The organism is Vogesella sp., assembly GCF_046297735.1.
Lineage (GTDB): Bacteria > Pseudomonadota > Gammaproteobacteria > Burkholderiales > Chromobacteriaceae > Vogesella > Vogesella urethralis.
This window is the reverse complement of record NZ_JBKBHK010000008.1, coordinates 1-13,228: the sequence shown is the minus strand read 5'-3', so window position 1 is coordinate 13,228 and position 13,228 is coordinate 1. Positions and strand designations below refer to the sequence as shown.

Annotated in this window: 13 protein-coding genes; 11 read left to right on the top strand and 2 right to left on the bottom strand. The window is 63.4% G+C overall.

Annotated elements, in window-relative coordinates:
• Positions 1–84 precede the first annotated feature (84 nt).
• The 10 genes from ACK4FZ_RS11175 to ACK4FZ_RS11130 all read left to right on the top strand — a co-directional run bounded on the left by ACK4FZ_RS11175 (position 85) and on the right by ACK4FZ_RS11130 (position 8,346).
• On the top strand, positions 85–3,357 hold the full coding sequence (locus tag ACK4FZ_RS11175; RefSeq protein WP_409820868.1) for an EAL domain-containing protein: 3,273 nt from the start codon (positions 85–87) through the stop codon (positions 3,355–3,357).
• An 86-nt stretch (positions 3,358–3,443) separates the two neighbouring features.
• A complete protein-coding gene (gene rlmB, locus ACK4FZ_RS11170) occupies positions 3,444–4,190 on the top strand; it encodes a 23S rRNA (guanosine(2251)-2'-O)-methyltransferase RlmB (protein ID WP_409820866.1) in 747 nt (248 codons plus the stop codon).
• A gap of 160 nt (positions 4,191–4,350) precedes the next feature.
• Positions 4,351–5,856 carry a multicopper oxidase family protein gene (locus ACK4FZ_RS11165; RefSeq protein ID WP_409820864.1) on the top strand — a complete coding sequence of 502 codons (1,506 nt, stop codon included), beginning with the start codon at positions 4,351–4,353 and terminating at the stop codon, positions 5,854–5,856.
• A 3-nt stretch (positions 5,857–5,859) separates the two neighbouring features.
• Positions 5,860–6,165 carry a metal-sensitive transcriptional regulator gene (locus ACK4FZ_RS11160; RefSeq protein ID WP_144371125.1) on the top strand — a complete coding sequence of 102 codons (306 nt, stop codon included), beginning with the start codon at positions 5,860–5,862 and terminating at the stop codon, positions 6,163–6,165.
• A 14-nt stretch (positions 6,166–6,179) separates the two neighbouring features.
• Entirely contained in the window at positions 6,180–6,386 is a 207-nt protein-coding gene (locus tag ACK4FZ_RS11155) for a heavy-metal-associated domain-containing protein (RefSeq protein ID WP_144371124.1), read from the top strand.
• 148 nt (positions 6,387–6,534) lie between these two features.
• A complete protein-coding gene (gene rpsF / locus ACK4FZ_RS11150; protein ID WP_144371123.1) occupies positions 6,535–6,912 on the top strand; it encodes a 30S ribosomal protein S6 in 378 nt (125 codons plus the stop codon).
• Between the two features lie 18 nt (positions 6,913–6,930).
• A complete protein-coding gene (priB, locus tag ACK4FZ_RS11145; protein WP_144371122.1) occupies positions 6,931–7,230 on the top strand; it encodes a primosomal replication protein N in 300 nt (99 codons plus the stop codon).
• Positions 7,231–7,234: 4 nt separating this feature from the next.
• Positions 7,235–7,462, top strand: a complete 228-nt coding sequence (rpsR, locus tag ACK4FZ_RS11140; RefSeq protein WP_017509979.1) for a 30S ribosomal protein S18 — start codon at positions 7,235–7,237, stop codon at positions 7,460–7,462.
• A 23-nt stretch (positions 7,463–7,485) separates the two neighbouring features.
• A complete protein-coding gene (gene rplI / locus ACK4FZ_RS11135) occupies positions 7,486–7,935 on the top strand; it encodes a 50S ribosomal protein L9 (RefSeq protein WP_144371121.1) in 450 nt (149 codons plus the stop codon).
• A gap of 228 nt (positions 7,936–8,163) precedes the next feature.
• Entirely contained in the window at positions 8,164–8,346 is a 183-nt protein-coding gene (locus tag ACK4FZ_RS11130) for a hypothetical protein (RefSeq protein WP_144371120.1), read from the top strand.
• 100 nt (positions 8,347–8,446) lie between these two features.
• Here ACK4FZ_RS11130 and ACK4FZ_RS11125 read toward each other — a convergent pair whose 3' ends face one another.
• Positions 8,447–9,502 (bottom strand): GNAT family N-acetyltransferase, encoded by a 1,056-nt coding sequence (locus tag ACK4FZ_RS11125; protein WP_409820860.1) that lies wholly within the window; start codon positions 9,500–9,502, stop codon positions 8,447–8,449.
• A 139-nt stretch (positions 9,503–9,641) separates the two neighbouring features.
• Positions 9,642–12,473: an FAD-binding and (Fe-S)-binding domain-containing protein gene (locus ACK4FZ_RS11120; protein WP_409820858.1), complete on the bottom strand. Its 2,832-nt coding sequence runs from the start codon at positions 12,471–12,473 to the stop codon at positions 9,642–9,644.
• Between the two features lie 136 nt (positions 12,474–12,609).
• Between ACK4FZ_RS11120 and ACK4FZ_RS11115 the strand changes: the two genes are divergently transcribed.
• A complete protein-coding gene (locus tag ACK4FZ_RS11115; RefSeq protein ID WP_409820855.1) occupies positions 12,610–13,161 on the top strand; it encodes a hydrolase in 552 nt (183 codons plus the stop codon).
• Positions 13,162–13,228: the final 67 nt, after the last annotated feature.

The window sequence follows — 13,228 nt, the reverse complement described above, 5'->3', positions numbered from 1 at the left end:
ATAACGACAGCCGGTGCCCACCCGTGAGTTCTCCATGACTAAGAAAGAACACTGCCGTCCCTGCGGGGGGAAGGCCGGGTCGGCATGACACAGACAACAGGTAGGGGAGTGGTGGATAAAAACACGCTGGGCGCGCTGGTCGCGCTGGTTTTTTTTGCTGCGGGCATGCTGTTCTGGCCGCTAAGGTGGCAGGACGGGCTGCCACTGGCTGCCTTTGCTGCGCACGGTGTACTGGCCTGGCGTTTTGCCATGGGGCGCTTGAGTGTGGTCTGGTGGTGGAGCGTGCCGGTACTGCTGGTGTCCATGCTCACCATGCCGCTGCCGGAAGCTGTCCTGTGGAGCCTGTCGTTCGCTATCATGGTGCTGGGTCTGTGGTTTACCGTGCCGGCATCCGACTTCCGCCTTGATACCCTGCCGGCCATGCTGTGGCTACAACTGCGTACGCTGCTGCCGGCCGTTTTGCTTGTCGTGCCCTTGGTCATTACACAGCCCGCGGTATCGTGGCCTTGGCTAGTGCAAGCAGTCCTGCAAGCCTGGCTGATGCTGGCTGTATTACTGCCACTTGCTTACGTGGCTTTTCCTACCTCCTTGATGCGCCGCGATACCTTGCTTGCCATGCTGGGCAGTGCACTGGTCGTGGCTGTGCTATGGGCGCTGGGGCACGAGGAGTGCCAGACTTCCTGCCTGCTGGCCTTGCTACCCTTGCTGTTCATGGCTGCTTTGCGGGGCGGCATGAGTGGCGTGGCAGGCGTAGGCGTGTTGCAGCTGATGTTGCTGTCGCTACCCGGCGTATGGGGCCAGCCACCGTGGTCTGTCATCCATGGTTTGCCCGCTACATCGGGGCTGGTGTTGTTTGCGTTACTGGCCTGCATGGTGGCGGTGTTTGGTGATGGCTATCGCCGCCGCGAGCGTCTGTTGCAGGACGTGCAGGCGCGCTTCGAGTCTTTGTTGAACCAGAGCACCAGCCTGATGACGCTGAAAGACCTGGATGGTCGTTATCTGGTGGTCAACCTCAACTTCGCCCGCCTGTTCGGCCACTCGCCGCTGTATTTCAAGGGCCGCAGTGCCCGCGACGTCTATGCCGCCGATGAGGCAAAAGCCATCACCGAGCACGATCAGCAGGTGCTGCGCAGCCTGGAGCCGCGTCAGTTTGAGGAAATCATTACGGTTGGCGATACCTGCCTGCGCATGCTGTCCAGCGTGTTTCCGCTGTTTGATAGCGAGGGTCTGCCATCCGGTGTGGGTAGCATTTCGGTAGACATTACCCAACGTGCAGCCGAGGAGTGCCAGCGCCGCGAGGCTGCCGAGAAATACCGCGCCGTAGTGGAGCAGTCGCTGGTAGGCATTTACATCACGCAAGAAGAAGAGCTGGTGTACGTCAACCCCAAGCTGGCAGACCTGGTGCAGTATGAGGCGGAAGAACTGGTTGGCCGCAATATTGTGTCAGTGCTGCCTGCGGGCGAGGGCGAGCGTATTCGTAGCCAGATCCGTCGCCGTATTGCCGACCATATCCAGAACATGCACTACACCACGCGGCTAGTACGCAAGGATGGCGAGATCGTGGATGTAGAAATCCACAGCCGGCTGTTCGATTACCAGGGCCGCAAGGCGCTGATCGGCGTGGTGATGGACATCTCCGACCGCGTGGCGGCCAACGCCGAGCTGCGTCTGGCTGCAACCGTGTTCGACAACGCCACCGAGGGCATTCTGGTTACCGACGCCGAAGGGCGCATCGTGATGGTGAACCAGGCTTTTACCCGTATCACCGGTTTTGCTGCCGACGAAGCCATCGGTCGCGTATCGCGCATGCTGCGCACCGCCAACCGCGAACGCAACCGGGCATTGGTCGAGGCGCTGGCCCGCGACGGCCACTGGAAAGGCGAGATGTTCGACCGCCACAAGAACGGCGACCCTTACGTGGCCGAGCTGTCCATCAGCGCGGTTCGCAGCACTCACGGCGTGCTAAGCCACTATGTGGGCGTGTTTTCCGACATTACCGGCCGCAAGCAGGCGGAAGACCGGCTGCAGTTCCTGGCCAGCCACGACCCGCTGACACGGCTGCCCAACCGCAGCGCGCTGATCGAAGCCATCGACAACACCATTATCGAATCCAGCCACGAGGTGCCGCAGCTGGCGGTGATGTTCATCGATCTGGACCGCTTCAAGCTGATCAATGACTCGTTCGGTCACCAGGCTGGCGACGAGGTGCTGCATGAAATCGCGGCGCGGCTGACGCAGTCGGCGCAGCGTTTTGGCCTGGTGGCGCGGCTGGGGGGCGACGAATTCACCCTGCTGGTGCGCGACTTTGATAGCCACGAAACCCTGGGCCGCATGGCCAAGGAAGTGCTGGCGGCGCTGGCGCGCCCGATGCGCGTGGAGCAGCACGAGGTGTTTGTCAGCGGCAGTATCGGTATCAGCGTGTACCCCAACGACGGCATCGACGCTAATACCCTGCTGAAAAATGCCGACGCGGCGATGTACCGCGCCAAGGAGGCGGGCAAGAACACGTACCAGTTCTTCGACGCCGAGATGAACATCCAGACTTTCGAGCGCCTGCTGATGGAAAGCGGCCTGCGCCAGGCGCTGGAGCGCGGCGAGTTCGAGCTGCACTACCAGCCACAGGTGTCGTGCGACGGCGTGACGCTGGAGGGGGTGGAGGCGCTGATCCGCTGGCGTCACCCGCAGCTGGGGCTGATCGCGCCGGTGCGCTTTATTCCGCTGGCCGAGGAAACCGGCCTCATCAAGCCTATAGGCGCTTGGGTGCTGCGTGAGGCCTGCTACCAGATGGTGGCTTGGGACCAAGCCGGCTTGGCGGTACCGCGGCTGGCAGTGAACCTGTCGGCACGGCAGTTCGAGCAGCAAACGCTGCTGACCGAGGTCAACGATGTGCTGGCGGCTACCGGGCTGCAGCCGGCACGGCTGGAACTGGAAATCACCGAGTCCATGCTGATGCAGAACCCGCAGGAAGCCGTTTTGCTACTGGGCGAGCTGAAGGCGCTGGGGGTGAAACTGTCTATCGACGACTTCGGCACCGGTTACTCGTCGTTGTCCACGCTCAAGCGCTTCCCGCTGGATTACCTGAAGGTGGACCGCTCCTTCATCGAGGGCCTGCCCGCCGACGAAGACAGCGCCGCCATTACCGAAGCCATCATCGCCATGGCGCGCAAGCTGCACTTCACCGTGATCGCCGAAGGGGTGGAAACGGCGGCACAGGGCGCCTTCCTGCGCCACGCCGGCTGCGCCATTCTGCAGGGGTATTTTTTCAGCAGGCCGTTGCCGGCCGACCAGCTGGCGCAATGGTTGGCCGCACGCCAGCAGCCGGTGCCGCTGCTGGCCGAGGGCGACGACGAACTGTAAGCAGCCAGGCCGCCTGGCCGGCAGCGGCGGGCAAGGGCGGCCGTTTAGCGCTACAATGCGCGGTTCTATCGATTTGGTGATGCCTCATGAGCAACAAGAAACTCATTCACGGTTTTCATGCCGTCAATGCCCGCCTGTGGCAAAACCCGAAATCCGTGCTGGAAATCTTCCTGGCCGGCGGCCGTCAGGACGCCCGCGCCCAGGCAGTGCTGGACAAGGCCGCCAGCGAAAGCGTCAAGGCCCACATCGTGGACAAGGTGCGGCTGGACAGCCTCACCGGCAACGCCCGCCACCAGGGCGTGGTGGCGATGATCGACGCCAACCAGAACTTCGTTACCCTCGACGATGTGCTGGAAAACCTGGCCGAGCCGCCGCTGCTGCTGATCCTGGACGGCGTGACCGACCCGCACAACCTGGGTGCCTGCCTGCGCGTGGCCGACGCCATGGGCGCGCACGCCGTCATCGCCCCGAAAGACCGTTCCGCCACGCTGAACGCCACCGTGTCAAAAGTGGCCTGCGGCGCTGCCGAAGTGGTGCCGTATATCACGGTGACCAACCTGGCGCGCACCCTGCGCGACCTCAAGGACGCCGGCGTCTGGATTGCCGGCACCACCATGGAAGCCGATACCGACCTGTACCACTTCGACGCCAGCGGCCCGCTGGCCTGGGTGATGGGGGCCGAAGGCGAGGGCATGCGCCGCCTGACCCGCGAGCACTGCGATGTGCTGGTGTCGATTCCGATGTTCGGTACCGTGGAAAGCCTGAACGTCTCGGTCTCGTCCGGCATGGTGTTGAGTGAAAGCCGCCGCCAGCGTGTACTGAAGCAAGGCTGATCTGCCTGCTTGCCGGTTTGGGGCCTGTCCGCTGTTGCGGGCAGGCCTTTTTACATGCGGCCGACTTTTATTGCCATGGCCTTGGAACCGGGTGTTTCCGACCTTGTCTGTATACCCTTGTGGGGTATATAGTCACCAGTAACTGATACAAGGAGTTGTCATGCAGCGTCGTCACTTCCTGAAAACCGCCGGCCTGTTGGCCGCCACCTTGCCCGCGCTGCGACCGGCGCTGGCACAAAGCAGCATGGATCACGCCGCCATGGGGCACGACATGGCCCACGGTAGCGACGGCGCCATGCCGGCCGCCGCCGATGCCAGCCTGAAACTGCCCAGCGGCGAACGCCTGCCGGCCTTGCAGCCGCTGGTGAACGAAAGCAGCGACGCCGGCCGCTTTGTCGGCAGCCTGCGTGCAGCGCCGGTACAGGTGGCGTTGTGGGGTGACGGCGCCAAAACCACGTTCTGGGCTTACAACGACAGCGTGCCCGGCCCGTTGATCGAGCTGTGGGAAGGCGACGAAGTGGACATCGGGTTCGAGAACGCGCTGACGCAGCCGTCCACCATCCACTGGCACGGCATGCCGGTGCCGCCAGCGGAAGACGGCAACCCGCAAGACCCGGTCGCTCCCGGCCAGCGCCGCCGCTACCGTTACACCTTGCCCGCCGGTTGCGCCGGTACTTACTGGTACCACCCGCACCCGCACGGCCATACTGCCGAGCAGGCGTTCCGCGGCCTGGCCGGCCCGCTGATCATCCGTAGCAAGCAGGACCCGCTGCGCCACCTGCCGGAGCGTCACCTGCTGCTGTCCGATCTCAAGCTGGACGCGCAGCGCCAGATTCCGGCCAGCGACATGGCCGACCTGCACGATGGCCGCGAAGGCCAGTTCGTGCTGATCAACGGCGCCTGGCAGCCGCTGATCACGCTGGCCGAAGGCGAGCGCCAGCGCTGGCGCATCTGGAACGCCACCAGCAGCCGCATCATCAAGCTGGCGCTGCCGGCGCACGAGGTGCAGCTGGTGGGCACCGACGGCGGCCTGATCGGCGCGCCGCAGCTGGTAGACAGCGTGCTGCTGTCGCCGGGCGAGCGCTGCGAGCTGGTGGTAACCGGGCGCTTCAAGCCGGGTCAGCCAGCTGGCCTGATCAGCCAGCCGTACGAACGCGGCAAGCGCATGCACCCGGAGCAGGAAAAAGACGAAACCCTGGCCGGTATCGTCGCCTATGGCATGCGGCCAACTCTGGCGCTGCCCGCCACGCTGCGGCCGATTGCGCCGCTGGGCGCGCCGGGCTTCCGGCGCAAGATCGTGCTGTCGGAAAACATGGCCGACCCGAAAGCGCCGTTCCTGATCAACGGCAAAAGCTACGACATGAACCGCATCGACGGTACCGGCCAGGTTGGCCGCATCGAAGAGTGGGAAGTGATCGCCGACGCGCACATGGACCACCCGTTTCACCTGCACGGCACGCAGTTCCAGGTGCTGGCACGCACGGTGGACGGCATCTGGGAAGACGAGCCGTTCCTGGCCTGGCGCGACACCGTCAACGTGCCGGCCGGCGGCATGGTGCGCCTGCGCTTCGTGCAGACGCTGCCGGGGCTGCGCATGTTCCATTGCCACATCCTGGAGCACGAAGACCAGGGCATGATGGCGCAGATCGACTTTTTGCCGGGGTAAGCCATGACCGAACCGCAACACGATTGCTGCCACACGCCCAAAAGCGTGGTGCAGCCGGACAAGACCGCGCTGCTCAAGCGCCTGGCGCGGCTGGAAGGCCAGGTGCGCGGCATCGCTGGCATGATTGAAGGCGACCGCTACTGTGTGGATGTGCTGACCCAGATTGCCGCCGCCCGCTCGGCGCTGGACGCCGTGGCGCAGCAGCTGCTGGAAAACCACCTCAAGGGCTGCGTGAGCCGAGCAGTCACCGAGGGGAATAGCGACGAGGCCATCGCCGAAGTGATGGCCCTGCTGAAGAAAATGCGTTGAACAGGAGAACAGACATGAATCAGCAAATCATCAAGGTAGACGGCATGACCTGCGGCGGTTGTGCCGCGGGTGTAACCCGTGCACTGCAAGCTGTGGCCGGCGTGGCCGAGGTGCAGGTAGACCTGGCCAGCAAGGCGGTAACCATCCGTTTTGACGGTGACGCCCAGCCTGCCGCCTGGCAGCAGGCGGTAGAAAACGCCGGTTTTGATGTAATCGGCTGACACTGTTGGCCGCATGGCCGGCCAAATGCCTGAAAATGCACGCGTTTGGCTTGCGATGGCTGGCCAAACTCCGTACAATCTGCAGCTTTTAACCCTTGCCCTTCGCTATCGCGCATGACGAAGGGCTTTATAGCCACAAGGAGTTCACATGCGGCATTACGAAATCGTGTTCATCGTCCATCCGGATCAGAGCGAACAGGTTGGTGCGATGGTTGAGCGTTACAAGGGCATGGTCCTGAACGCTGACGGTAAAATCCACCGTCTGGAAGACTGGGGCCGCCGTCAACTGGCTTACCCGATCCAGAAAGTTCACAAAGCTCACTACGTTCTGATGAACGTAGAGTGCACTCCGGAAACTCTGGCCGAGATCGAGCACGCCTTCAAATTCAACGACGCTGTACTGCGTCACCTGACCATCAAGATGACTCGTGCTATCACCGAAGCATCCCCGATGATGAAGGACGAGAAGGCCAAGAGCCTGCTGGAAGGCCAGCAAGCTGCTGCTGAGGCTGAAGTCGCTGCCTAATTGGGCAACGCTGCACCCTTGCAGAACCGGCTCGAACTGACCGCTACGGTCACCACTGAAGCGCCCCTGCGACACACGCCCGCCGGCATGCCGGTGTTGGAGATGTGGCTCAGGCATCACTCTCGGCAAACCATTGCCACCCTGGAGCGCGACGTTACCTGTGAAATCCAGGCCGTCGTACTGGGGGAACTGGCCAAACGGCTGGCAGGGAAGATGGCAGGAAACAGCGTGCACTGCACCGGCTTCCTGAATCAGCGCAGCATGCGGAATCCGCGGTTGGTTCTACACATCGAATCTGTTGAATTTGTTAAAGGTTAATCAAATGGCTCGTCAACTCTTCAAGCGCAAGAAGTTCTGCCGCTTCACCGCGGAAGGCATCAAGGAAATCGATTACAAATCCGTTGATCTGCTGAAGGACTTCATTGCCGAAAACGGCAAAATCATCCCGGCCCGTATCACCGGCACCAAAGCAGGCTACCAGCGTCAGCTGTCCGAAGCCATCAAGCGCGCGCGCTTCCTGGCCTTCCTGCCGTACACCGACCAGCACTAATTCCGGGATAAGGATACGACAAGATGCAAATCATTCTGCTCGAACAAGTTGCCAACCTGGGCGTCCTGGGTGATGTGGTAAACGTGAAGAACGGCTACGCCCGTAACTTCCTGATCCCGCAAGGCAAAGCCAAACGCGCTACCGAAGCCAACCTGAAAGAGTTCGAAGCTCGCCGTGCCGAGCTGGAAGCCAAACAGGCTGAAATCCTGGCTGATGCCAAGGCTCGCGCCGAGAAGCTGGTAGACGCTTCCTTCACCATCGCTCAGAAAGCCGGCGTTGACGGCCGTCTGTTCGGTTCCGTAACCAACGTTGACATCGCCGAAGCCATCACCGCTGCTGGCGTTGCAGTTAAGCGTTTCGAAGTTCGTCTGCCGAACGGCCCGCTGAAGGCCATCGGTGAATACGATCTGGAAATCGCTCTGCACCACGACGTGGTTGCTGCTGTGAAGATCGTTGTTGTTGCCGCTGCCTAATCCGCGCTGACAACATCCGCGAAAAGCCGCCTTCGGGCGGCTTTTTGTTTGGTGGTGTGGGGGGCGAAGGCACTGTTATGGCGCAGCGCTGGTGCGTATCGCGACTGGCATGACGGGCGTTGGTGCCAGGCTGGGGTAATGTCGCACCGCACAAAGCTAGTGTCCTGTTCCTGAACGACTTTCCTGCTGTCATGGCCGATAATGTGTATACATTATTGGAGAACCATCATGGAAACCCTGATTGTGCTGTGTGCGGTCTACTTCCTGCTGATGCCGCTGGTAGGCGGCGTGCTGGCCTTCCTGGCCGGCGCAGTGCGGGCCCGCCTGGCCAGCCAGCCCAAGGCCCTGTCCGGCTGGCACCCGCTGAACCCGTACTACAAGCTGTCGCCTTACCACTTCGGCAAGCGCTAAGCGCACCAGGTGGTCAAAAAACAGCCCCGCATTGCGGGGCTTTGTCGTTTCTGGTGGTGTGCCTGCCTTGGGCAAGTTGGCCGCGTGCGGCCAACCCTGTTTATTTCAGCCACAAACTCATCTGCAGGCAGTCGCGGTATTGCCCAGCCTGATAGGCGTAGCCGGTCAGCACCGCTTCCTGCTGGAAGCCCAGCTTGCGGTACAGCGCGATCGCCGGCGCGTTGCCGGCAAACACGGTCAGTTCCATGCGGCGGTATGGCTGGTAATCGCGTACCTGCTGCACCATGGCCGATAGCAGCGCGCTGCCGACGCCACGGCCTTGCCACGCTGGCGTGACGGTAATGCCCACGCCGATGATGTGCGCCAGCCGCGGGTTGTCGCTGGGTGTCCTGGCGCCGCAGTGGCCGATGATGGTACCGTCGGCGTCGCAGGCCACCAGCACGGTGCGGCCGGACTGTTTCAGCCGCTGCTGCCAGATGGCGGCGCTGGGGTAGGGCAGCTGCAGCGTGTTGCCGTAGGTGCTGTCGTAAGCCATCAGCGCGGCCATGCCGGCGGCGTCGCCCGGCTCGGCGTGGCGCAGGCTGAAAGCGCTGCCGGCAGGCACGCGTTCGCCCGCCATGTCCTGCAATTCAGCGCGCGCTGCGCCCAGCTCACCTTCGCGAAAGCGCAACCGCGCCATCAGCACCGCATCTTCATACACCCCTTCGCGCAGGTTGAAGCCGCGGCTAACGCCTTCGTGGCGGAAGCCGAAGCGCTCGTACAGCGCGATGGCACCGTGGTTGTCGTGCAGGGCGTCCAGCTCGATGCGCTTCAGATCCAGCCAGTTGTCGGCGTAGTCCAGCACCGCCCGCAATAGTGCGCTACCTACGCCCTTGCCCTGCCAGTCATCGCGGACAAACAGGAAGAACAGCGCACTATGGCGGCGGCGTGGGCTGTGATGGCCGGCATGCAGCCCGCCACAGCCGACCAGCTCGCCGTCGTCGGTACAGGCCACCAGCGCGTGGCTGGTTTCCGGGTAGTTGTCGAGAAAGGCCTGGGTGGCGGCCAGCGACTGGAACGGCTGTTGCAGCGTATTGCGCACCACGCCGGGGGATTGGCGCAGGCGGAACAGCGCAGCCGCATCGGAGGGCTGCAGGCGACGGATGGTATAAGCCATGAGGGCTCCCGGAGTTGATGGGCTGCGGCAGCGGTTGGCCGTGCCCGAAGCCCTACCTTGCCATTGCCGCATGTCAAATGGCAACTGCCCGTGCGGGCAAGCCGGCACGGGCAGCAGGGTTGGCCGCAAGCAGCAGACCTTAGCGGCGCGGCTGGGTGGCGCGGTCCACCAGCACCATCAGGTGCTGGTAAGGAATGCCGCCGTGTTCCGACAGGCCGATCTCGCAGGTGGCGCTGGTCGAGAAACCGCTGCCGCAGTCGCGTACCTGCTGGCGCAGGCCGCTGAGCGCGCTTTCGTTCAGCTCCGGGTGGCTGAAGCCTTTGTCGCCGGCAAAGCCGCAGCAGGTAATGCCCTGCGGTTCCAGCACCTGCGTCGCGCAACGGCGCGCCAGCGCGTTCAGCAGGCCCGCCTGGCCTTTTTTGCGCATGCTGCACACCACGTGCAGCGCCACCTGCTCGTCTTGCGGGGTAAAGCTCAGGTGTTCGGCGGCCACCTCGTGCACAAAGCGGGTGACGTCCATTACCTGCAGGCGCGGGTCGCGGATGCCATCCAGCAGCGCGGCAGTGCAGACGCCGTTGTCGATGATCACCGGCAGGCGGCCGTTGTCGCTGGCGGCCAGCAATGCCGCTTCCAGCTCACTCACTTTCTTGTCGGCCGCGTCCTGCGCGCCTTTGGACTTGAACGGCGTGCCACAGCACAGATTGGCCAGCCCTTCGGGGTACACAATGCCGTAGCCGGCCTTGGCCAGTACCGACGCCACCACTTCGTTCAGCGGGCGCTGGTCAGGCATGTGGCGCGACGGCACGAAGGTGCGGGTGAGGCAGGAGGGCAGGTACACCACCTGGCGCGGGCTGTGCGCGTTGACGCCCAGCGTTTTCATCTTGCCGGCGGCACGCGGGAAGTAGCGGTTCCAGCGCGGGATATGGCGGCCGCCCACCTTGCGCAACACGCGCATCACGCTGCCGGTGGCGCCGTCGCCGGCTACCGCGTGTACTGCGTCCAGCGCTTTCAGGCCCAGCTTGGCGCCGCTGGTGGCGCTGGCAAAGTGGTCGGCCAGCGTGTCGGCCACTGCCCAGCCTACGTCGCTGAGGCTGGCCTGGCGGATCAGGCTGGTGAGGCTGCCGGTGTTGATGCCTACCGGACAGGCGGTTTCGCACAGGCCACAGGTGGTACAGGTTTCGTCGCCGGCGTACTGGTAGGCGGCGCGAATCTCGCCCAGGCGTTCGCTATCGCCGGTTTTTTCCAGTAGTGCCATTTCACGGTTGGCCACAATGCGCTGGCGAGGGGTGAGGGTAATGGCGCGGCTGGGGCACATCACCTCGCAGAAGCCGCACTCGATGCACTTGTCGATCAGCGGGCCCACCGCCGGAATCGGCTTCAGGTCGCGCACGTGCAGCAGCTTGTCGTGGGTGATGATCACGTCCGGGTTCAGGATGCCTTGCGGGTCGAACAGCGCCTTGATTTCCTGCATCAGGCGGTAGGCAGCCGGGCCCCATTCCATCTCCACGAACGGCGCCATATTGCGGCCGGTACCGTGCTCGGCCTTCAGCGCGCCTTCGTATTCCACCGCCACCAGCTGGCACACGGCTTCGATAAACGCTTCGTAGCGGGCGATCTCGGCCGGGCCGCTGAAGTTGGGGGTAAACACGAAGTGCAGGTTGCCTTCCAGCGCGTGGCCGAAAATGATGGCCTCGTGGTAATGGAACTGGCGGAACAGTGCCTGCAGCTTTAGCGTGCCTTCGGCCAGGTGCTCGATGGGGAAGGCCACGTCTTCGATGATGACCGTGGTTTCGGCGGCACGCATCGCCCCCACGCTGGGGAACATGCCTTTGCGGATGTTCCAGTACTGCGTGTATTCGGCCACGTCGCTGGTAAAGCGGATGCCGGTTTCGGTGGTGATGTGCGCAATGTAGCCGCTGATGGCCGCCACGTTGGCCGCAATGGCGTCCGGGCTGGCGGCGCGGGTTTCGATCAGGATGGCGGCGGCGTCCGGCCCCAGCGTCTTGATGAAGTCCGGCACGCCGGCCTTGTTTTCCACCGACTTCAGGCTGGCACGGTCCAGCAGCTCGGCGGATGACACCACGTCCTTGTGCTGCGCCAGGATCTGGATGGCGTCGCAGGCGGCCTTGATGTCGGGGTAGAACACCAGGGCCGAGGCTTTGTGCGGGTGCTCCACCACGGTGTGGTAAGTCACCTCGGACACAAAGGCCAGCGTGCCTTCGCTGCCCACGATCAGGTGCGCCAGCATGTCCACCGGGTCGGCAAAATCCAGCAGCGCGTTCAGGCTGTAGCCGGTGGTGTTCTTCATTTTGTACTTGCGGCGGATGCGCGCGGCCAAGGTGTCGTCGGCCAGAATGCGCTGGCGCAGCGCGTCCAGTTGGGCCAGCAGGCTGGCGTGGCTGGCACGGAAGGCGGTCACGCTGGCTGCATCGCCGGTGTCCAGCACCGTGCCGTCGGCTAGTACCATGCGCAGCGATTTCAGCGTCTGGTAGGTGTTTTCGGCGGTGCCGCAGCACATGCCGCTGGAGTTGTTGTTGACGATGCCGCCGATCATGGCCGAGTTGATGGTGGCCGGGTCGGGGCCGATCTTGCGGCCGAACGGCAGCAGCGCGGCGTTGGCCTCGGCGCCGATCACGCCCGGCTGCAGGCGGATGGCCAGGCCATCGTCCAGCACCTGTAGCTTCTTCCAGCCGTGGCTGGCCACCACCAGAATGGAATCACTCACCGCCTGGCCCGACAGCGACGTGCCGGCGGCGCGGAAGGTGACCGGCAGCTGCAGGCTGGCCGCCTCGGCGAGGATGGTGCGCACCTCGGCTTCGCTTTCGGTCTTGATGACGATCTTCGGCGTCAGCCGGTAACAGGAGGCGTCGGTGCCGTAGGCCAGCGTGGACAGCGGGTCGGTAAACACGCGCCGTGCCGGCAGGGTTTCCAGGATACGTTGATGGAATTCGCGGTAGGCACCTTGCAGCATGTCACTCTCCGGCAGCGTGTGATTTCGATGTTGTATTGATGGCAGATGTTGACACACTTTTTCTGCTGACCCATCAGGGGTTTGCCCTTGCTTTGGGGCTGCCGTTAAGCTGATGTTCTTGTCTGGAGGGCAATGCATGCTGATCGATAAAGACGTCGCCACCCTGTTGGTGGTGGATATTCAGGACAAACTGTTGCCAGCGGTGCTGGACGCCGACGGCATGCTGGCACGTTGCGAATGGCTGGTGCGCATGGCTGTAGATGTTGGCCTGCCGGTGGTGTTTTCCGAACAATACCCGCAGGGCCTGGGCGGCACGGTACCCAGCCTGCTGGAGGCCGCACCGCAGGCGGCGATTGTGGAAAAGCTGCACTTTTCCTGCGTGGCCGGCCAATGCCTGCCCGACAGCCTGATGATGCGGCGCCAGGTGGTGGTGTGCGGTATGGAAACCCACGTTTGCGTGTTGCAGACGGTGATGGAGTTGCTGGCCGAGGGCAAGCAGGTATTTGTGGTGGCAGACGCCGTGTCCAGCCGGGGTGAAACGAACCGCGATTACGGCCTGCAGCGCATGCGTGATGCCGGGGCGGTGCTGGTGACGCGGGAGATGGTGCTGTTCGAGTGCTTGCGGGTATCGGGCAATGACCTGTTCCGCCGCATGAGCAAACGCTATCTGGTGGGCGAACAGCCCTGAAATGGTGCCTGGCTGCTGCAAAACGGGGCAGCCAGAAAAGCAAAAGGTTGGCCGCATTGCTGCGGCC